This window comes from Saccharothrix sp. DSM 118769 (assembly GCF_052936295.1).
In genome coordinates this window covers 1,532,337-1,552,856 of the sequence record NZ_CP193627.1, presented here as the reverse complement: position 1 = coordinate 1,552,856, position 20,520 = coordinate 1,532,337, and the positions used below count along the sequence as shown (strand labels likewise).

The 20,520-nt window shown below is 73.7% G+C and carries 16 protein-coding genes; 5 read left to right on the top strand and 11 right to left on the bottom strand.

The features are described 5' to 3' along the window. Positions 1-3: 3 nt before the first annotated feature. The 4 genes from ACRAKJ_RS07470 to ACRAKJ_RS07455 are packed head-to-tail and all read right to left on the bottom strand — an operon-like array spanning position 4 to position 2,840. Complete coding sequence (locus ACRAKJ_RS07470) at positions 4-1,197, bottom strand: TRC40/GET3/ArsA family transport-energizing ATPase (protein WP_438924609.1); 1,194 nt, start codon at positions 1,195-1,197, stop codon at positions 4-6. Further along, complete coding sequence (locus ACRAKJ_RS07465) at positions 1,198-1,632, bottom strand: SRPBCC family protein (protein ID WP_438924610.1); 435 nt, start codon at positions 1,630-1,632, stop codon at positions 1,198-1,200. Positions 1,633-1,659: 27 nt separating this feature from the next. Beyond that, positions 1,660-2,448 carry a metallophosphoesterase gene (locus ACRAKJ_RS07460; protein ID WP_438924611.1) on the bottom strand — a complete coding sequence of 263 codons (789 nt, stop codon included), beginning with the start codon at positions 2,446-2,448 and terminating at the stop codon, positions 1,660-1,662. Between the two features lie 11 nt (positions 2,449-2,459). Continuing rightward, complete coding sequence (locus ACRAKJ_RS07455) at positions 2,460-2,840, bottom strand: polyketide cyclase / dehydrase and lipid transport (protein WP_438924612.1); 381 nt, start codon at positions 2,838-2,840, stop codon at positions 2,460-2,462. Positions 2,841-2,951: 111 nt separating this feature from the next. Between ACRAKJ_RS07455 and ACRAKJ_RS07450 the strand changes: the two genes are divergently transcribed. From ACRAKJ_RS07450 to ACRAKJ_RS07440, 3 genes are all read left to right on the top strand, one after another. Next, a complete protein-coding gene (locus ACRAKJ_RS07450; RefSeq protein WP_438924613.1) occupies positions 2,952-4,757 on the top strand; it encodes an AMP-binding protein in 1,806 nt (601 codons plus the stop codon). Positions 4,758-5,070: 313 nt separating this feature from the next. After that, positions 5,071-8,052, top strand: a complete 2,982-nt coding sequence (locus tag ACRAKJ_RS07445; RefSeq protein ID WP_438924614.1) for a BTAD domain-containing putative transcriptional regulator — start codon at positions 5,071-5,073, stop codon at positions 8,050-8,052. 169 nt (positions 8,053-8,221) lie between these two features. Then, positions 8,222-9,139, top strand: a complete 918-nt coding sequence (locus ACRAKJ_RS07440; protein ID WP_438924615.1) for a phosphatase PAP2 family protein — start codon at positions 8,222-8,224, stop codon at positions 9,137-9,139. 165 nt (positions 9,140-9,304) lie between these two features. On the opposite strand, the gene ACRAKJ_RS07435 is transcribed toward ACRAKJ_RS07440, so the two are convergent. From ACRAKJ_RS07435 to ACRAKJ_RS07420, 4 genes are all read right to left on the bottom strand, one after another. After that, positions 9,305-10,435 carry a glycosyltransferase gene (locus tag ACRAKJ_RS07435; protein WP_438924616.1) on the bottom strand — a complete coding sequence of 377 codons (1,131 nt, stop codon included), beginning with the start codon at positions 10,433-10,435 and terminating at the stop codon, positions 9,305-9,307. Between the two features lie 36 nt (positions 10,436-10,471). Then, positions 10,472-11,797: a basic secretory protein-like protein gene (locus tag ACRAKJ_RS07430; protein ID WP_438924617.1), complete on the bottom strand. Its 1,326-nt coding sequence runs from the start codon at positions 11,795-11,797 to the stop codon at positions 10,472-10,474. A gap of 34 nt (positions 11,798-11,831) precedes the next feature. Next, a complete protein-coding gene (locus ACRAKJ_RS07425) occupies positions 11,832-12,872 on the bottom strand; it encodes an NlpC/P60 family protein (protein WP_438924618.1) in 1,041 nt (346 codons plus the stop codon). A gap of 298 nt (positions 12,873-13,170) precedes the next feature. Further along, positions 13,171-14,520 carry an NYN domain-containing protein gene (locus tag ACRAKJ_RS07420; RefSeq protein ID WP_438924619.1) on the bottom strand — a complete coding sequence of 450 codons (1,350 nt, stop codon included), beginning with the start codon at positions 14,518-14,520 and terminating at the stop codon, positions 13,171-13,173. Positions 14,521-14,614: 94 nt separating this feature from the next. Between ACRAKJ_RS07420 and ACRAKJ_RS07415 the strand changes: the two genes are divergently transcribed. Next, positions 14,615-16,318 carry a DEDD exonuclease domain-containing protein gene (locus tag ACRAKJ_RS07415; RefSeq protein ID WP_438924620.1) on the top strand — a complete coding sequence of 568 codons (1,704 nt, stop codon included), beginning with the start codon at positions 14,615-14,617 and terminating at the stop codon, positions 16,316-16,318. Between the two features lie 206 nt (positions 16,319-16,524). After that, a complete protein-coding gene (locus tag ACRAKJ_RS07410) occupies positions 16,525-16,809 on the top strand; it encodes an Lrp/AsnC ligand binding domain-containing protein (RefSeq protein WP_438924621.1) in 285 nt (94 codons plus the stop codon). 66 nt (positions 16,810-16,875) lie between these two features. Here the strand turns inward: ACRAKJ_RS07410 and qcrB are convergent, their stop codons facing one another. The 3 genes from qcrB to qcrC are packed head-to-tail and all read right to left on the bottom strand — an operon-like array spanning position 16,876 to position 20,476. Beyond that, positions 16,876-18,549: a cytochrome bc1 complex cytochrome b subunit gene (qcrB, locus tag ACRAKJ_RS07405; RefSeq protein WP_438924622.1), complete on the bottom strand. Its 1,674-nt coding sequence runs from the start codon at positions 18,547-18,549 to the stop codon at positions 16,876-16,878. Further along, positions 18,546-19,670, bottom strand: a complete 1,125-nt coding sequence (gene qcrA, locus ACRAKJ_RS07400; RefSeq protein WP_438924623.1) for a cytochrome bc1 complex Rieske iron-sulfur subunit — start codon at positions 19,668-19,670, stop codon at positions 18,546-18,548. Before qcrA ends, qcrB begins: the two co-directional genes overlap by 4 nt. Then, positions 19,667-20,476 carry a cytochrome bc1 complex diheme cytochrome c subunit gene (qcrC, locus tag ACRAKJ_RS07395; RefSeq protein WP_438924624.1) on the bottom strand — a complete coding sequence of 270 codons (810 nt, stop codon included), beginning with the start codon at positions 20,474-20,476 and terminating at the stop codon, positions 19,667-19,669. The genes qcrA and qcrC overlap by 4 nt, the downstream gene beginning before the upstream one ends. Between the last annotated feature and the right edge of the window lie 44 nt (positions 20,477-20,520).

Sequence of the window (20,520 nt, the reverse complement as noted above, 5' to 3'; positions counted from 1 at the left end):
GCCTCACCGCATCCACAGGTCGGGGTCGGGTGCGAACCGCACGGCCAACCCGGTGTCGTCCAGTTCCGCGCCGGTCACCAGGCAGCGCTTGAGCAGCGACGGCAGGGCGAGGAGCCGCCGCCGGCCGTCCACGGTCACGGCCAGGTCGTCGCCGACCCGGGCGAGTTCCAGCTCGGAGTCGCCGACGGGCAGCGCGACGCGCAGCGTGTACTCGCGCTCGCCGGTCCGCGAGACCTCCAGCAGCGGGCCGTCGCCGGCCTCGCCCTCCAGCGGGTCGCGCCCGAGGTAGAGCCCCTCGGCGACCTCCAGCAGGGCGGCCGTGCCGACGGGTTCGGCGGCGCGGTGCGCGACGGTGCGCAGCGCGGCCAGGTCGGACAGCTCGGCCAGCACGGCGTCCTGCTCGGCGCGGCGGGTGCGCAGCCAGTCGGCGGCCGGGCCGCGGTCGTCGCCGGGGTCGGGCACGACGCGGTTGGCGACGACGCCGTCCACCCGGATGCCCTGGAGCGCGAGCGCCGTCACGGTCCGCCGGGTCTCGGCGGCGACCACCCGCTCGGGGGTCAGCACGAGCCGGACGGCGGTGGTCGGCGAGGTCAGCAGGGCGCGCAGCCGCTCCAGGTCCTCGGCGAGCCGGCCGAGGGCGTCGGCGGTGGCGTCCCACCTCTCCACCGACGTGCTGCCGGCCACCCCGGCGAGCAGGCCGCGCACCACGCGGCGGTGGGTCGGGAACAGCCGTTCGAGGTAGGAGGCGACCGCCTCGGGGAGGGCGAGCAGGCGCAGCGTCTCGGCGGTGGGGCCGCAGTCGACGACCACGACGTCCCACGGCCCGTGCTCGGCGAGCCGCCGCACCTCCGACAGCGCCAGCAGCTCCTCGACGCCGGGCAGCACGGTCAGCTCCTCGGCGTCCAGCTCGTCCACGCCCGCGCCGGCGAGCACGGTCCGCAGGTGGCCGCGCAGGTCGCGCCACGCGTCGTCGACCAGGGCCCGCGGGTCGACCTGGGCGGCCCACAGACCCCCGTCGACCTCGGCGACCTCGGCGGACAGCGGCACGTCGAGCGCGTCGCCCAGCGAGTGCGCCGGGTCGGTGGACACGACCAGCGCCTTGCGGCCACCGGCGGCGAGCGCGGTGGCGGTGGCGGCGGCCAGGGTGGTCTTGCCGACCCCGCCCTTGCCGGTGAACAGCAGCAGCCGGGCGGTCATCTACGCGTTTTCCACCCGGCGCTTGAGCTCCTTGAGCGCGGTGTCCATGATCATCTTCTCGGCCTTGCGGCGGAACAGGCCGATCATCGGCACCACGAGCTGCACCGAGAGCGTGTAGACCACCTCGGTCGAGCCGCCCTTGGGGGTCAGCGCGTAGCTGCCCTCCTGCGACTTCTGCATCTGCCCCTTGACGAGGCGCCACGAGATGCGGTCCGGCGACCACTCGTCGTAGGCCAGCACGTACTCGTCCTTGATCGGGCCCTGGTCGATGTTGAACTTCACCTGGGCCGCCCGGCCGTCCGCCCCGGTCTCCAGCACCTCGGTGCGCTTCACCCCGTTGGCCCACTCGGGGTACGCGTCGAAGTCTGCGATGACCGCCACGATCTCCTCGGGCGTCGCGTCGATGACGATGGACTGGGTGGACTCGTCGGCCATGCCGGGGAGGCTACCCGGTTGTTGACCTCACCAACGCAGCACGTGGGGCGTGCCGGTGCGCTGGAAGTGGCCGACGTTCACGCATTCGGTCCGCCCCACCCGCACGCGCCGCGCCAGCGGCTGGTGGACGTGCCCGAACACCGACCAGCGGGGCCGTTCGCGCTCGATCACGGCCAGCAGCGAGGTGGACCCCAGCTCGGGCCGGCGGGCCACCACGTCGTAGGTCAGCTCGGCCACCGCGGGCGGCACGTGCGTGCACAGCACGTCCACCGCGCCCAGGCCGGCCAGGGCCGCGCCGAACTCCTCCTCGGCGCGCAGGTAGGGCCGCCACGGGCCGCGCCGGTTGGGCACGAACCCGGGGTGCAGCACCGCGCCGCCCGCGAAACCGAACCGCAGCCCGCCGATCTCGGCGACCTCGCCGTCCAGCACGTGCACGCCGTCGCGGGCGAACCGCGGCCACAGGTCGGGGTCGTCGACGTTGCCGGGCGTGGCGTAGGTGGGCGCGGTCATCGCGCCGAACAGCTCCGCGTACTGCTCCTCGACGGCCTCGCGGACCACCTCGGCGGCGTTGTCCAGGCCCTCCCACAGCGACCGCATGTACCGGACGGTCTCCGCGCCGGCCCGGCCGCGCCGCAGCCGGGCGAACACCCCGACCTTCTCCGGGCCGAACACGCGGCCGAGGATGCCCTTGCCGTGGTCGTAGTAGTCGACGAAGTCGACCAGGTCGCCGAGCACCACCAGCGCGTCGGCGCCGTCCCCGGCGCGAGCGAGGGCCTCCGCGTTGCCGTGGACATCCGAGACGACGTGAACCCTCACGGAGGTCGAATCTACGGCAGCGCGGGCGCGACCCCCGGCGGGCGACCGGCCTCCAGGGTCGCCTTGAGGCCGAGCGACACCTCCTTGGCGGCCAGTTGGCGGCGCCGCACCTCCTTCCGGACGCGTTTCGGCGACGCCCCGCCCGCGAGGTCGGCACGCAGGAAGTAATGCAGCAGGGTCCCGTCGAGGACGGGCTCCAGCCACACCTCCATCGTCCCGACCAACGCACCCCCCACCGTCCAGCGCAGTCCCCGCGTCCCCCGGTCGAGGTAGACGTCCAGCACCAGGTCGGGCCACAGCTCCCGCCACGCGGCGGGGGGCGCGAAAGCGGCGGCGACCACGGCGGGGGGCACCGCGAGGAAGGTCTCGTCCACGACGTCGACGGTGGGCACGGGTGGGAAGAGTGCCACGACACGGTTACGGAACCATGCCCCGGCCTGGTGTATCACCGGAATCACAGGCTAAGTTTCCCCACCGGTAACAAACAACGTCCGGAGGTCGACGTGCGCGAGTTCAGCGTCCCCGCCACCGCCACCGTGGCTGCCGAGGAGAACCTCACCGACATGGTGTGGGCGAACGCGGAGCGCTTCGGCAACGCCGTCAGCTTCCGCCGACGCGTGGACGGCACGTGGGTGGACGTCACCGCCCGCGACTTCGCCGCCCAGGTCCTCGCGGTCGCCAAGGGGCTCGTCGCGGCGGGCATCCAGCCCGGTGAACGGGTGGGCCTGATGTCCAAGACCCGTTACGAGTGGACCCTGCTCGACTTCGCGATCTGGCACGCCGGCGGCGTCGTCGTGCCGATCTACGAGACGTCCTCGGCGGAGCAGGTCGAGTGGATCCTCGGCGACTCGGGCGCCAAGGCCGTGTTCGTGGAGACCGACGCCCACCGCGCCACCGTGGACTCGGTCGTGTCCGGCCTGCCCGAGGTGCGGCACGTGTGGCAGGTGGAGGGCCCGGCGGGCGACGCGGCGGGCGCGATCGACGAGCTGACCGCGCTCGGCGCCTCGGTGTCCGACGACGACGCCCGCGCCCGGCGCAAGGAGGTCGGCGCGGACGACACGGCGACCATCGTCTACACCTCCGGCACCACCGGCCGCCCCAAGGGCTGCGAGCTGACCCACTACAACCTGCTGTCCGAGATCCGCGCGGACATCAGCGCGTTCCCGCAGCTCATGCAGGCGGGCAACTCGCTGCTGCTGTTCCTGCCGCTCGCGCACATCCTGGCCCGCGCCATCGCCCTGTGCGGCGTCTACGCCCGGGTCACGCTCGGCCACACCGCCGACATCAGGAACCTCGTCGAGGACCTCCAGTCGTTCCGGCCGACGTTCGTGGTGGCCGTGCCGCGCGTGTTCGAGAAGGTCTACAACGGCGCGAAGCAGAAGGCGCACGCCGGCGGCAAGGGCAAGATCTTCGACGCCGCCGAGGCGACCGCGGTGGCCTACAGCGAGGCGCTGGACACCGGCCGCGCCCCGCTCGGGCTCAAGATCAAGCACGCGGTGTTCTCGAAGCTCGTCTACAGCAAGCTCCAGGCGGCGCTGGGCGGCCGGTGCATCGCGGCGGTGTCCGGCGGCGCCCCGCTGGGCGCGCGGCTGGCGCACTTCTTCCGCGGCGTGGGCGTGCCGGTGCTGGAGGGCTACGGCCTGACCGAGACCAGCGCGGCGGCGTGCGTGAACACCGAGACCGCGTTCCGCGTCGGCACGGTGGGCCGCCCGGTGGCCGGCACCGCGGTGCGCATCGCCGAGGACGGCGAGATCCTGATCAAGGGCGACGTGGTGTTCCGCAGCTACTGGAACAACCCGACCGCCACCGGCGAGGCGCTGGAGGACGGCTGGTTCCACAGCGGCGACCTCGGCGAGCTGGACGGCGACGGCTTCCTCAGGATCACCGGCCGCAAGAAGGAGATCATCGTCACGGCGGGCGGCAAGAACGTCTCCCCCGCCGTGCTGGAGGACCGCCTGCGCGCCCACCCGCTGATCAGCCAGTGCATGGTGGTCGGCGACGCGCAGCCGTTCATCGGGGCGCTCGTCACGATCGACCCCGAGTTCTTCCCGTCGTGGCGGGAGCAGCACGGCAAGCCCGCGTCGACGACCGTGGCCGACCTCGTGGACGACGAGGTGCTGCGCGCCGAGATCCAGGCGGCCGTGGACGAGGCCAACCAGGCGGTGTCCAAGGCGGAGGCGATCAAGAAGTTCCGCATCCTGCCGGTGGACTTCACCGAGGCCGGCGGCGAGATGACGCCGAGCCTCAAGCTGCGCCGCTCGGTGGTCGCGTCCACCTACAAGCAGGACATCGAGGCGATTTACAGCTGATCCGCCCACGGCGGGCGGGCCGGAGGTTTACCCTCCGCCGAACGGGACACAAAAGACGAGTGGCCCGCACCTCGCGGTGCGGGCCACCCGACCCCCAGTGATCGCGTATCCGCTGACGCGGACCCGAGAAGTTCTGCCGCCCCGGTCCCCCGACCGGGATGGCACAAGACTGCCGCACAGCGCTGTCGTATCGCTGACGCGGCGATGACTCGTGCCGTCAGCGGCTGCCCGGCGCTGCGCCCGGACCGCCGGAACGAGGGGACGCGAGCGGATGGGCCAAGGGCCGTGGTTCGGCCTCCTAGGCCCTCTTGACGTGCGCATACACGGTCAGGCCGTGCCCGTCCGGGCGGGCAAGCACCGGGCCCTGCTCGCGGCGCTGTCGCTGCGCGCCGGCCGGGTCGTCTCGATTGGCGAACTGGTGTCGTTCCTCTGGGGCGGCTCGCCGCCCGCGCGCACCCGCGGCACGCTCCAGACCTACGTGATGCGGCTGCGGCAGCTGCTGGGCGACCCGTCGCTGATCCGGACCACCCCCGACGGCTACCGGCTGGTCGTGCCGCCGGAGCACGTCGACGTGCACCGGTTCGCCACCACCGCGGACCTGGCCCGGCAGGCCGCCCGGTCCGGTCGACCGGCCGACGCGGCCGAGCTGTACGCCGAGGCGCTGTCGCTGTGGCGCGGGCCGGCGCTGGCGGACGTGCCCTCGGAGTCGCTGCGCGCCGACGAGGTGCCGCGGCTGGCCGAGCGGCTGCTGGTCGTGCACGAGGAGCGCAACGACGTCGAGCTGGCACTGGGCAACCACGAGCGGCTGGTGCCGGTGCTGCGCGCGCTGACCGCCGACCACCCGCTGCGCGAGCGGTTCTGGGCGCAGCTGATGGTCGCGCTGTACCGGGCCAGCAGGCAGGCCGAGGCGCTGGCGGCGTTCCGGCAGGTCGACCGGCTGCTCGACGAGCAGCTCGGCATCGAACCGGGCGCTGCGCTGCGCGCGGTGCACCAGGCGATCCTGGTGGGTGACCCGGCCCTGGCCGCGCCCGGCGAGCGCGTCGACCGGGACGTGCCCGACGACCTGCCGCCCGACGTGCCCGCCCTGGTGGGGCGGGAGGAGCTGGTGGACCGGATCTCCCGGCTCGTCGCTCCCCCGTCGGCGCCGGGCACCGCCGTGCCGGTCGTGGCGCTGACGGGCGCGCCCGGCGTGGGCAAGACCGCGCTGGCGGTGCACGTGGCGCACCGGCTGCGGGAGCGGTTCCCCGACGGGCGGCTGTACGCGGACCTGCGCGGGTACGCGCCGGGGCCGCCGACGTCGGTGGCGGAGGTGCTGACCCGGTTCCTGCGGGCGCTGGGCGTGCCGCCGGAGCAGATCCCGGTGGACCTCGACGAGCAGTCCACCCTGTTCCGCTCCCTGCTCACCGGCCGCCGGATGCTGCTGGTGCTCGACAACGCCGCCGCGCCCGACCAGGTGCGCCCGCTGCTGCCGGGCGCGGCGAGCTGCCCGGTGCTGGTGACGAGCCGCGACGACCTGCGCGGCCTGATCGCCGTGGACGGCGCGCGGCGCGTGCCGCTGGACGTGCTGGGACCGGACGAGGCGCAGGTGCTGCTCGGCCGGACCGGGCAGGCCGCCCGCGAGCTGGCCCGCCGCTGCGGGTACCTGCCGCTGGCGCTGACCGTGGCGGCGGCGTCGGTGGGCGGCGGGTCGCTGACCCGCTACCTGGACCGGCTGGGCGACCGGCACCCGCTCGACCTGGCGCTCGACGCCCTCACGCCGGCGGCGCGGCGGTTGTTCGGGCTGCTCGGCGTCGTGCCGGGACCGGACTTCACCGCCGACGCCGCCGCGCGCGTGGCGGACCTGCCGGTGGGCGAGGCGGCGTCGCTGCTCGACCGGCTCGCCGGCGCACGGCTCGTGCGGGCGTCGGGCGGGCGGTACTCGTTCCACGACGTCCTGGCCCGCTTCGCGGTGCCGGGGGCGGGGGACGCGGAGGACGCCCGGCTGCGGCTGCTGGAGTTCTACGTGCGGGCGGTCGACCACTGCGCGGAGCTGCTGTACCCGGACCTGATGCGCCTGCCCACGTCGCAGTCCGCGCCTGCTTCCGCTTCCCCCGGCCTGCGCCTACCCGGCGTGGAGACCCCCTCACAGGCCCGCGCCTGGCTGGACGCGGAACGGGCGAACCTGACCGCGGCGATCCGGTCGGCGGCCGAACGGGGCCCGGCGGCCGTGTCGTGGCGGCTGGCGGACGCGCTGCGCGGCTACCTGCTGATCGGCAAGCACGTGGCCGACTGGCTGTCGACCGCGCGGTACGGCCTGCACGCCGCGCACGAGCAGCGCGACGAGGCCGGTGAGGCGGCGATGCACCAGAACCTCGGCACGCTGCACTGGCGGCTCGGCGACTTCGCCACGTCCGTCGCGCACTACACGCGGGCCGTGGAGCTGCACCGGGCGTCGGGCGACCTGGCGTCCGAGGCGGGGGTGCGCGGCAGCCTCGGCGTGGTGCGGATGGAGGCGGGCGACCTGGCGTCGGCGCGCAACGACCTGGAGACGTGCCTGGCGCTCAAGCGCGAGGCCGGCGGGCCGAGGTCGGGTGAGACGGGCGTGCTGACGGACCTCGGCGCGTTGGCGGTCGAGACCGGGGAGCTGGCCGAGGCCGTCGATTTCCTGGGTGACGCGCTGGCGATCAGCGTCGAGCACGGGCTGAGGGGGAGCCGGATCACGGCGTTGACCCTGCTCGGCGTGGCGGCGCAGCTGATGGGCGAACCGCGGCGGGCTCTGGGGCACCTGGACGAGGCGCTCCGCCTGGCGACCGAGGGCGGGTTCCGCGAGGCGGCGGCGAGGGCGTTGGAGAGCACCGCGTCGGTGCGGCTGGACCTGGGCGAGCACGCCGAGGCGCTGGCGCTGGCGGACCGCGCGCTGGCCGAGCTGCGGGAGGGCGGTGACCAGCGGATCACGACGAACGTCCTGGTCGCGATGGCGGGCGCCCACGTGGGCCTGGCCTCGCTCCGGGTGGCGGACGAGCAGTACCAGCAGGCGCTGACCAAGGCCCGCCGCATCGGTTACCGGCCCGGTGAGGCGAGGGCCCTGGTCGGCCTGGCGGGCGTCCGCAGGCTGGTGGGCGAGTTGCCGGAAGCGCGCGCCCTGGCGACCCAGGCGGTCACCCTGACCGCCCGCCTGGGTCTGCGCATCACCGAACACCTGGCCCGCACCGAACTGGCCACCACCCTCACCGCCGCCGGTGACCACCTGGCCGCGACCACCGAACTGCGACGCGCGGCCGAACTGGCCGACCTGACCGGCTACCGGCTCCCCTGACCCCCACCGGCCTCGTTCAACAATCCTACAAACACGAACCAGCCCAAGATTCACCAGATTCACTCGTTCAACAATCCCCTGCTCACCTCCTCGCTGATCGGCACGCCGGGCGCCGAACCCCCTCCTGGTCCACGATGTCGGTGCGAACGGACCAGTGGAGGCGGCAGGCGTGGTGGTGGACGGCGAGGTGGTGGACGGCGAGGTGGTGGACGGCGGGGTGGACCAGCGGCCGGTCGCCCTGGCGACTTCTCGGCGGTGGCAGGTCGTCGCGGTCGCCGCCTTCGCGGTGGCGGCACTGGTCTACGTGCTCGCCGTGTGGACGACGGCGGGCCAGGAGCTGGAGAACGCCGCCTTGCGGGGCGCGGACCAGGTCGACGAGGCCCAGGCAGGTCAGGCGTGGGGGGCGCTGGACGAGATCACCGTCTACTCGTTGGCGGCGGCCACGCTGGCGATCGCGCTGGTCGGCGCGCTGCGGCGGCGTTGGGACCTCGTGGTCGCGTCGGTCGGGGTGATCGTGCTCGGGCAGGTCGTCGTCCAGGTCCTCAAGCGGTTCGTGCTGGTGCGTCCCCCGCTGGTGGAGGTGACGGGCGACTACGCCCACAACAGCCTGCCCAGCGGGCACACCACGATCGCCATGACCGTCCTGTTCGCCGCCGTGATCGTCGCGCCCCACCGGTGGCGCGGCGTGGTGATGCTCCTGGTGCTGCCGTGGGCGGTCGGCATCGGTCACTACACCCTCACCGCGAAGTGGCACCGGCTCAGCGACACCCTCGCCGCGGACGCGATCGCGCTGGGCCTGGCGGCGTTGGCGTCGTGGTGGCTGGTGCGCCGCGGCGCTCTGCACCGCTACGAGGGCCGCCGCCGGGTCGGCCGGGTCGTCATCGGATCGCTCGCCGCGCTGTCCGCCCTGATCGGGCTGGTCCTCGGCGGCATCCTCTGGGGCGTGCCGCTCGTCCGCGTCGGCCTGACCGGGACGGTGCGCGACCACGAGTGGGTCGTCTACCTCGGGGCGGGGTCGTTCGCCTCCGCCGGGTCGATCACCGCAGCGCTGGTCTTCCTCGTTTCCTGGCGTCGACTGGCGACCTGAAGGAACGGTCGAGGACCGGGTCGCCACGCGCAGCCCGCCGCGCCGAAGCCGACCGCCCAACGCCCGTAGCTCGGAAACGGCTGCCAAGACCAAGTGGAACAGGCAGCCCAGGCGAAGCAGGTGGGGCGGTCAGCGCAGGAGCAGCCGGGTTCGACTGGGGCGGGGTTAATTGTTCAACAATCCAACCAGGCGATCGGCCAGGGCGTCCCAGCGCCATTCGCGGGTCACCCACTCGCGGCCGGCTTCGCCCATCTTCGCCGCCAGGCCCGGGTCGGCCAGCAGGGTCGCCACCGAGGACGCCACCTCCGCCACGTCCCGCCCGTCGACCACCCGGCCCGTCACACCGTCCCGCACCGTCTCCGGCGCACCACCCGACCGACCCGCCACCACGGGCAGCCCGGTCGCCGACGCCTCCAGGTACACGATGCCCAGCCCCTCGACGTCCAGCCCGCGCCCCCGCGTCCGGCACGGCATCGCGAACACGTCCCCCGCGTTGTAGTGCGCCGCCAACTCCTGCCACGGCACCGACCCGGTCAGCACCACGTCCCCGGACACGCCGACGTCCGACGCCAACCGCTCCAACGTCCCCCGGTACGGCCCACCGCCCACGACCAGCAACGCCGCCCCCGGCACCCGCCTGCGGATCTCCGGCAACGCCCGCACCAGCACGTCCTGCCCCTTGCGCGGCACCAGCCGGGACACGCACACCACCACCGGCCGGTCCCCCAGGCCGTACCGGGCGCGCAGCTCCTCCCGCGCCCCCGCGTCCGGCTTGAACACCGACGTGTCCACACCGGACGGCAGGTGCTCCAGCGCCGCCATCGGCCCGAACGCCGCCGAGAAGCGCGACCGCGTGTACCGGCTCACGTACGTCACCACGTCCACCCCGGACCCGATCCGCCGCAGCGCCTGCCGCGCCCCCGGCAGCATCGACCAGCCCACCTCGTGCCCGTGCGTCGACGCCACGACCCGCTCCGCCCCCGCCGACCGCAGCCACGGCGCCATCAGCGCCAGCGGGGCCGCCGCGCCGAACCACGCGGCGTCGCAGCGGGCACCGCGCAGGATGTCGGACGCACGCCGCAGCACGTCGGGCGTCGGCAGCATCAGCGTCCCGGGGTGCCGGACGACCTCGAACGGCTGCACCTCGTCGAACTCGGGGTGCGACCCGGCGGGCGAGGTCCACGACGGCGCGTACACCACGAGCTCGGGCAGCCGCACGGCCAGCGCGTGCAGGTACGCCTGGATGCCCCCGGGCCGGGGCGGGAAGTCATTGGTCACCAACAGGGTCCGACGCACGCGCCCACGTTACGGGAAGGCCCCCGCGGGCGATCCCTACGGGAACGTCGCCCGGAGGAACTCCCGCCAGCCCGCGACCAGGCCGGCGGTGTCCAGGCCGGTCTCCTCGACCAGCACGGCGTCCACCGCGGACGCGGGCACCCGCGCCAGCCGCCGGTAGAGCGCCACCAACCCCGGTTCGCCCAGCGTCGAGGCCAGGTACAGGTTCAGCGACCACGCCTGCTGGTAGGCCAGTTCCATCCCGGCCCCCCGGAAGTCCTCGTCCGGGGGCGGCCCGGTCGGGGGCGACTCGCGCACCTGCGCGGCCAGCAGCGGCGCCGCCTTGCGCGGGGGCACGTCGCTGCGCCGGTAGCCCACGTAGTCGGCGAACCCCTCCAGCAGCCACATCGGCGCGCCGTCGACGGTCTCGCCGCGCGCCGCGACGTGGGTGATCTCGTGCCGCAGCAGCACGCGCAGCGCCAGCGGCGACAGCTTGCCCGCGCTCTCGGGGTTGAGCACGACCCGCTGGCCGAGCGCGGTGCGCGTCACGGGGTCGACCCGGTCGGCGACGGCGACGCCCGCGATGGTGCCGGTGGCGAACCCCGGCCCGACCAGGGCCCGCATCTCCTCCGGGCCGCCCGGGACCAGGACGGCGACCTGCCGCGACCAGGCGTCGCCCCACACCTCGGTGACCGCGCGCACCGCGCCGTCCAGCTCGGCGAGCACCCGCGCGGCCAGCACCTCGCCACCGGGGTGGCTGAGCACGAACCCGCCGGTCCCGGTGATCACGTGGCACGGCCCGAAGTCCCACGGCCCGCGCCACGTGCGCTTGCCGACGGCCTCCAGCGCGGTGTCGGAGTTGAGGTACCAGCGGTCGCCGTGACGGGTGAACAGGTACGCCATGGGGTGGCTGCCGGCCGCCGCGTCGACGCCCCGCAGCCGGTAGGACAGCCGCACGTCGGGTGCCCACGACTCGTCGGCGGCGGGCAGCGCCACCGACCCGAGGTCCGCGCCGCCGCCGGAGGCGAGGTAGCCCCACTCCTCGACCGGCACGGCGGCGAGGTTGCGGAACAGGTCGCGCTGCCGCTGCCGGAACGCCGGGTCGGCGCCCGGGTCGAGGTCGGCGGTGAACGCGGCCTCGTCGCGTTCCAGCAGCGCCCTGGCCCGCCGGTCGAGCAGCGCGCGGACGGCGGCCTCGCGCGGCGCGTCGACCGGGGCCGAGGCGGTGGCCGACGGCGGTGACGCGCCCGGCGGCACGACGGCCACCGCGAGGCCGGACAGGAAGGTCACGACGACCACGAGGGCCAGCAGGACCCGGTAGCGGCTCACGAACCTCCAGTCGACGTGCCCGGCGGACGACCCGCGCAGACGGGACGGGGCCACCCCGTTACCAGGATGGCCCCGCGCAGGTCCGACGTCAGCCCGCGATGCGCCGCATCGCGTAGATGGAGCCGGGCTCGTTGAGACCGACGACCTTGACCGGGACGCCGTCGGTGGAGGCGTGCACGACGCGGCCGTTGTCGACCGCCATGCCGACGTGCATGCCGCCGTTGTAGATGATCAGGTCGCCCGCGGTGACCTCGCCGCGGCTGACCGCGCGGCCCGCGCCCGCCTGGCCCTGGCTGGTGCGCGGGATGCTGACGCCCGCCGCCGCGTAGGACTTCATGGTCAGGCCGGAGCAGTCGTACACGTTCGGGCCGGTCGCGCCGTACGAGTACATCTTGCCGATCTGGGCGAGCGCGAAGTCCAGCGCCTCGCCCGCCGCGCCCGACGGGATGGCCACGTCCGGGCGTTCGCCCGCGTCGGCCAGGGTGGTGCGCTCGGCCGAGGTGAGGCGGTTGAGCTGGGTCTTGACCTCGTCGATCTGCCCGTTGAGCTCGCTCTGGCGCTTCTTGACGTCCTCGGCGATGCGGGTCGCCTCGTCGGTCGCGGCCTGCGCGCGGCCCTGGGCGTCCGCGGCCTTCGCGCGGGCGTCCTCGGCGGCGTCGACCGCGCCGGACAGCTTCGCGAGGGCCTCCTCGTTGTCCGAGGCGAGCACGCCCAGCGCGGACATGCGGTTGAGGAAGTCCTGCTGGGAGTCGGACACCAGCAGCGCCGAGAGCTGGTTGAACCGCGCGCCCTCGAACGACGCCTCGGTCAGCTTGTCGACCTGGCCGCGGAAGTTCTCCTCGTCGGCCTTCGCCTGGTCACCCGCCTGGGTGGCCTGGGCGAGGTCGGCGTTGGCCTTGTCCAGCTCGGTCTGGTTGGCGTTGCGCTGCTCCTCGGCGCGCAACAGCTCCTCGTTGAGCTTGGTGGCCTGCTCGGCCAGCTCGTTGTACTTCTTCAGCGCCTCGGAGGCGTTCGCGGGCGTGTTGGGCTGGGCTCCGGCGGGTACGGGCAGAACGCCCACCGCGGCAGCGGCCACCGCCGTGGCCGCCATCGCCCCGCGCAGGCCGCGCTTGAGTCGTTGCGACGCCACAGTCGCGTGAGTCTCCTTCAGTGTGAACCGCCTAGCCGGTTCCGGGCGCGTGACGCGACCCGGCAGCCCTGAGCTCGTGTCCGGCTCGGCACCCCGACAGGCCGATTCGGCGGTGACCCCGTGTCGCCGGCCAGGCTGGCCGGCATGCTCGCCACGAGATCTCGGCTAGGTTACGAAACACCGGGGTCAGCGTCCACCACCGGGGTCCCCTAAACACGCAAAGTCGCCACAGAAGCTCGGACTGCACGGCTGTGACCTTGTCGTGTGTCACCCGACAGTGTGAAAAATACGATGTGTCTCACACCCGGCCAAGGCGTGCCAGCAGCACCGCGGACGGCACCGGGTGCGCGCCCCGCCGTCGGACGGAGTCCGCGACCGCCCGGTCGGACGTCACCACGACGACCGGACGGCCCTCGGGCTCGGCCGTCACCAGAGCCCGGATCACGTCGTCCGCCAGCACGCCCGGATCGCTGAACAGCACCCGCACCCCGCGCGGCGCGGACGTCGGCACGGCGACCACGCCCGCGCCGTCGAACACCAGCGTCACCTCCGCGCCGGTGCGGGCCGCCAGCACGGCCAGCTGGTGCACGAGCCGGTCGCGCTGGTCGGACAGCGACAGCTCCGGGTAGCCGGTCTTGGTGACGTTGTAGCCGTCCACGATCAAGTGAACCGCGGGCAGCGCCAGCAGCCGGTCCAGGGCCGCCGGGTCCTCCACCCGCCCGACCGCGCCCTGCGCCGCGCTGGCGCCCCGCACGAGGTCGGCGGGACGCGGTCCGGCGCCGCCCAGCGCCAGCTCCCGCCGCAGGCCGTTCACCGCGCCGTCCAGCGTGTCCACCAGCAGCGCCAGCCGCACCTCGTCGGCCTGGCGGGCCTCCTTGGCCGACTGCCGCGCCACCTCGGCGTCGGCGGCGGCCCGCCGCGCCCTGGCGCGCTCGTTCTCGGCCCGCTCGCGCTCCCGGTCGCGCTCCGCGGTCAGCCGCCGCACCTCCGCCGCCGCCTCGGCGCGCACCCGCTCGACCTCGGCCGCCGCCGCCTCGGCGCGGTCCTTGGCCTCCTTGAGCCGCACGCCCTGCTCGCGGTGCTTCTTGCGCAGCCGGTCGAGCTCGACCTCGACCTCCTCGCGCACCTTCTCCGCCGCTCCGCCCGCCGCGACCCGCTCCGCCCGGAGCCGCTCCAGCTCCGCCTCCAGGCGTTCGAGCCGCTGCAAGGCGCCGTCCCGCTCGGTGCGCAGCGCCGCGTCCGCGCCCCGCCGGGCCACCAGCTCCACGAAGTGCGCCGCGACCTCCTCGCCCTGGAGGATCGCCGCCGCGCCGGCCGCGACCGGGTCCGGCGAGGTGGTCTCCAGGGCCGCGGGCCGGTTGCGCTGCAACCACTCCACGACCGCCGCGCGGAAGTTCGACGACGACCGCAGCCCGCTGATCAGCGGACCGCTGCCGAGCCTGGCACGCTTGGTGGGGGCGAACCGCGCCACCGCGCGCAGCGACTGCGGCACGTCGACCTTGGCCAGGTCGCCCAACGCGTCCGCGCTCAGCTCCGCCAGCCGCGCGCGCAGCGGCTCGGGCAGCGAGGACCAGTCCACGGTGGACTCGACGGCCTGCTCCGGCTCCAGGTCGTCGTCCTCGTCGAGGGGCGCTATCGGGTCTTGCACCCGTACAGGCTACGGCTCGCACCCACCACCCACCGATCCGGTAACGCGAGGTCGCCCCCGGAGTGTCGGACCACCCGGCTACCGTGCCCGGCTGATGACTACTCAGCTCACGTTCGACGAACTGGGCACCCCGCTGCGCGAGACCACCTTCGTGGTGGTCGACCTGGAGACCACGGGTGGCCGGGCGGACGAGGACGCCATCACCGAGATCGGCGCGGTCAAGGTCCGCGGCGGTCGGGTGATCGGTGAGTTCGGCACCCTCGTCGACCCCGAGCGGGGCATCCCGCCGCAGGTCGTGGCCCTGACCGGGATCACGCAGGTGATGGTGGCGGGCGCGCCGTCGCTGCGCGTCGTGCTGCCCGCGTTCCTGGAGTTCGCCGCCGGCGCGGTCCTGGTGGCGCACAACTCGGGCTTCGACGTCGGCTTCCTCAAGGCCGCGTGCGCCCGCCTGGGCTACGCCTGGCCGAAGCCCACGGTCGTCTGCACGGTCCGCCTGGCCCGCCGCGTGCTCACCCGCGACGAGGCGCCCAGCGTCCGCCTGTCCGCGCTCGCGCAGCTGTTCGGCGTGCCCGTCACGCCCAACCACCGGGCGCTGGTCGACGCCCAGGCCACCGTCGAGGTCCTGCACCGGCTCCTCGAACGGGTCGGCAACCTCGGCGTGCACTCGCTGGAGGAGCTGCTCGCCTACCTGCCCGAGGTCACCCCGGAGCAGCGGCGCAAGCGCACCCTCGCCGCCGACCTGCCGTCCACGCCGGGCGTCTACCTGTTCCGCGGGCCGTCCGAGGAGGTCCTGTACGTCGGCACGGCCTCCGACCTGCGCCGCCGGGTCCGCCAGTACTTCACCGCCAGCGAGGGCCGCAAGCGCTTGCGCGAGATGGTCGCCCTGGCCGTGCGGGTGGACGTCGTCGAGTGCGCGCACCCGCTGGAGGCCCAGGTCCGCGAGCTGCGCCTGATCACCGCGCACAAACCGGCCTACAACCGCCGCTCGAAGAACCAGGCCGGCGCGTGGTGGCTCGCCCTGACCGACGAGCTGTTCCCGCGCCTGTCCGTGGTCCGCACGCCGCGCGAGGGCGCCTTCGGCCCCTTCCGCACGCGCCGCGTCGCCGAGGCGGCCCAGGAGACCCTCCAGGAGGCCATCCCGCTGCGCGCGTGCTCCCAGCGCATCCCGCGCAACGCGGCGGGGTCCCCGTGCGCCCTGCTCGAACTGGGCCGCTGCAAGGCGCCGTGCGCGGGGAAGCAGTCCCCCGACGACTACGCGCCCGCCGCCGCGGCCTTCCGCGCCCTCGTCGCGGGCGAGGACACCGCGCCGCTGTCCGCCCTGGCCGCGCACCTGGACGAGCTGGCCGCCGCGCACCGGTTCGAGGACGCAGCCACCCACCGCGACCGGGCGTCGTCGCTGGTCCGCGCCCTGGACCTGGCCCAGCGCCTGGCGGGCCTGGCCGCCCTGCCCGAACTCGTCGCCGCCCGCCCGGACGGCTCCGGCGGCTGGCACTTCGCCGTCGTCCGGCACGGTCGCCTGGCCTCGGCCGGCACCGCGCCCCGGGGCGTCCGCCCCATGCCGGTGGTGGACGCCCTGGTGGCCGCCGCCGAGACCGTCGTGCCCGGCCCGGGACCGCTGCGCGGCGCGCCGCCGGAGGAGACCGCCGTCGTGCTGCGCTGGCTCGACCAGCCCGGTACCCGCCTCGTGCACTGCGACACGCCGTGGACCTCGCCGGCGGGCGCGGCGGGCGCCTGGCGCGACTGGGTGGCGCGCGCCGAGGCGGGGCGCGACCAGTACCGGGCCGACACCGGCCACTGACCGGCCGGGCACGCGACCAGGCAGGCGGGCAGACCGGGCGGGCAGGCCGACCGGGCGGGCGGGCCGGGCTGGGCAGGCGGGCCGGGCTGGGCAGGCCGGGCACGCAAGCCGGGCAGGCGGGCAGGTCGTCGGCTGGGCAGGTCGTCGGCCGGGCGGGCCACTAGCATGTGGGCGGTCGACACCCCGACTCCCCCAGGAGGACCCCCGTGATCACCGCGATCGTGCTGATCCAGGCCGCCGCCGACACCATCCCGGACGCGGCGCAGGCGATCGCCGACATCGAGGGCGTCACCGAGGTCTACTCGTGCGCGGGCGACGTGGACCTGATCGCGCTGGTCAAGGTGGCCCGCCACGAGGACCTCGCCGACCTGGTCCCCGGCCGCATCTCCAAGGTCCCCGGCGTGCTCAACACCGACACGCACATCTCGTTCCGCTCCTACTCCAAGCGCGACACGGAGGCGGCGTTCGCGATCGGCCTCGACGACGCCTGATCGCACCCCCCACGACGACGAGAGCCCCCGCACCGGCCTGGTGCGGGGGCTCTCGTCGTCAGCGGGTCAGTCCTCCGGCTGGGCCGGCTTCCCGGCCAGCTCGCCGGCGGACGCGTTCTCGCCGCTCAGCGCGTCGTTCGCGGACACGCCGCGGGCGGCGCGGGCGCGGGCCAGCGCCGCGGTCTCCTCCGGCGCGTCCGGCGTCAGGAAGCTGCCCGGCACCGGGTGCCCGGCGGACCCGAGCTTGTTCATCTTCTTCGGCACCGACGCGCCCTGGTAGGCGAGCGGCAGCGGGTGGCCGTGGTCGTCCACCGGGCCCAGCGGCTGGTGGACCTCGATGAACTCGCCGTGCGGCAGGCGCTTGATGATGCCCGTCTCGACGCCGTGCTCCAGCACCTCGCGGTCGGCCCGCTGGAGGCCGATGCAGATCCGGTAGGTGATGAAGTAGGTGATCGGCGGGACCAGCAGCATGCCGATGCGGCCCATCCACGTCATCGCGTTCAGCGAGATGTCGAACTTGAAGGCGATGATGTCGTTGCCGCCCGAGATCAGCAGCACCATGAAGTACGCGATGGCCATCGCGCCGAGCGACGTCCGGACCGGCACGTCGCGGGGGCGCTGGAGCAGGTTGTGGTGCGCGTAGTCCTTGGTGAGCTTCCGCTCGATCCACGGGTACACGGCCGCGATGCCGGTGAGCAGCGGCAGGCCCAGCATGAACGGCAGGAACGGCTCGGGCACCGTGTAGTTGCCCAGGTAGAGCTCCCACGCGGGCCACAGGCGGATCAGGCCGTCGGTCCAGCCCATGTACCAGTCGGGCTGCACGCCCGCGGACACCTGGCCCGCGTTGTACGGGCCGAAGTTCCACACCGGGTTGATCTGGAAGACGCCGCCCATGATCGCGGTGACCGCCACGACGATGGCGAAGAAGCCGCCGCCCTTGGCCGCGAACACCGGCATGATGCGCACGCCGACGACGTTGGTCTCCTTGCGCCCGACGCCCGGGAACTGGGTGTGCTTCTGGTACCAGACCAGGCCCAGGTGGACGGCGATGAGCGCCAGGATGATGGCCGGGATGACCAGGATGTGCAGCGTGTAGAGCCGCGGGATGATCTCCGTGCCGGGGAACTCGCCGCCGAAGGCCAGCCAGTTCAGCCACGTGCCGATGACCGGGAACGAGATCAGCAGCGCCGCCATCACGCGCAGGCCGGTGCCGGACAGCAGGTCGTCGGGCAGCGAGTAGCCGAGGAAGCCCTCGATCGCGCCGAGCATGAACAGCACGATGCCGATGACCCAGTTGATCTCGCGCGGGCGGCGGAACGCGCCCGTGAAGAAGATCCGGAACATGTGCACGACGATCGCGCCCATGAACAGCAGCGCGGCCCAGTGGTGGACCTGGCGGACGAACAGACCGCCCCTGACCTCGAACGAGATCTCCAGCGTCGACTCGAACGCCCGGGACATCGGGATGCCCTGGAGGTTCGTGAACGCGCCGTCGTACAGGACCTCTTCCATCGACGGGTCGAAGAAGAGCGCGAGGTAGGTGCCCGACAGCAGCAGGATGATGAAGCTGTAGAGGGCGATCTCGCCGAGCAGGAAGGACCAGTGGGTCGGGAACACCTTGTTCAGCTGTTTCCGCATGCCACCGGCCATGTGGAACCGGTCGTCAGCCCACTTCGCGGCACCGCCGGCCATGCGGCCGGCGGCTCCCTGCCGCTTGGTCGGCGTGGTGATGCCGCTCATGACTTACGCTCCCAGAACGCCGGACCCACAGCCTCGATGAAGTCGCTGCGGGCAATCAAGTATCCGTCCTCGTCCACCGTGATCGGAAGCTGAGGCAGGGCCCGGGTCGCGGGGCCGAACCGCGGCTTGCCGTAGTGGAAGACGTCGAACTGAGACTGGTGGCAGGGGCACAGCAGCAGACCGGTCTGCTGCTCGTACAGGGAGGCCGGGCACCCGAGGTGGGTGCAGATCTTCGAGTACGCGTACAGGTCACCGTAGTTGAAGTCCTCTTGACCCGCACGCTTCACGATCTGCTGGTTCGGGCGGAACTTGATCAACAGCACGGGGTTGTCGACCCGCTTGGTGGCCAGGATGAGCGCGTGCTCGTCGTCCCGCTCGGACTCCCGGAACGGGAAGACGGTGAGGTAGCCGCCGGCGTCCAGGTCCTCCGGGCGCACCAGGACGACCTCGTGCGGGTCGCCGGTGTAGTTGCGCAGGTAGACCTTCTCGCCGTTCTCGGCCTTCCAGCCGGTGTGCCACAGCGAGTCCTTGGACTCGCTGTCGGCCCACGGGTTGCGCAGCAGGCCGCCCAGCGGCACGGCCAGGACGCCCAGGCCGAACACGCCGGCGCCCAGGCCCGCGGTGCGCTTGATGAGCGACCGGCGGCCGATCGTGGAACGCGCGCCCGCGTCGCCCAGCTCGGCCAGCACGGTGGCCTTGTCGACCTCGGACGAGCCGCCGTCGTGGCGCTGCTGGACGGCCAGCTCCTCCGGGATGAACTTCTTCGTGTAGAGCAGCGCGCCGATGCCCAGGCCCAGGATCGACAGGCCCAGGGTCAGGCCGATGACCGGCGTGTACAGGCTGTACAGGAAGTGGTGCTCGGTGTTCGGGGCCTCGTACTTCCAGGGCCACCAGATGAACGCCACCAGGAAGCCGATGCCGCCGAGGGCGGCGATGAGGAACCAGAGGGCCACGAGGCGCTCGGCGCGCTTCTCCGCGCGCGTGCCCTTGACCGGCCAGCGCTCCTCGTAGTGGACCAGCTCGACGCCGTCCAGGTTCGTGCCGAGCTTGACCAGCTCGTCCCTGCTCATCCCGGCGAGCTCTGCCTCGCTGGGCACGTTGGTCGGCTTCTCGCCGCTCATGCCTTGGCTCCGATCCAGAGGGTCACGCCGATCAGGGCGGCGATACCCACGATGAACGCGATCAGACCCTCCGATACCGGCCCGAGGCCGCCGAGGGGGGCGCCGCCGGGGTTGTTGTTCCCGTCGGTCACCGACTTGATGTACGCGATGATGTCTTCCTTCTCCTCCGGCGTGAGCTGCCGGTCGGAGAACTTCGGCATGTTCTGCGGGCCCGAGAGCATCGCCGTGTAGATCTGCTCCTCGGTCACCCCGTCGAGCTCGGGTGCCCACTTGCCGGACGACAGCGCCCCGCCGCGACCGGTGAAGTTGTGGCACGCCGCGCAGTTCAGCCGGAACAGCTCGCCACCGCGGGCCGGGTCCTCGCCGCGCAGCGCCTCGCCGCGCTCCTCGGGGGTCGTCGCGCCGCCGCCGCGGGTCTGGATGAACGCGCCGAGCGCGTCCACCTCCTCCGCGGTGAACTTGGTGGGCTTGCGCTGGGCCTGGGCCTCCTGGCGGGCCATCGGCATCCGGCCGGAGGAGACCTGGAAGTAGACGGCCGCCTCGCCCACGCCGATGAGGCTGGGGCCGCGGTCCTCGACGCCGTCCAGGTTCTTGCCGTGGCAGGTGATGCAGGTGTTGTTGTAGAGCTGCTCGCCCAGTCGCACCTGCGCCGGGTCGTCCTGCGCCTGGGCGGTCTGCGGCTGCGGCGCCAGGGCGCTGAACAGGAAGCCCGCGGCCAGCAGCGCGAAGCCCAGCGCGAGCAGGCCCGAGATCCGCCGGCGCAGCTTGGTGCTGCGCTTCCGGGCCCGTGTGGTGTTGGTGGTCATGTGTGCGGCAACCCTTGCTGGTGTGAGTTCGGGGTTCTTGCTGG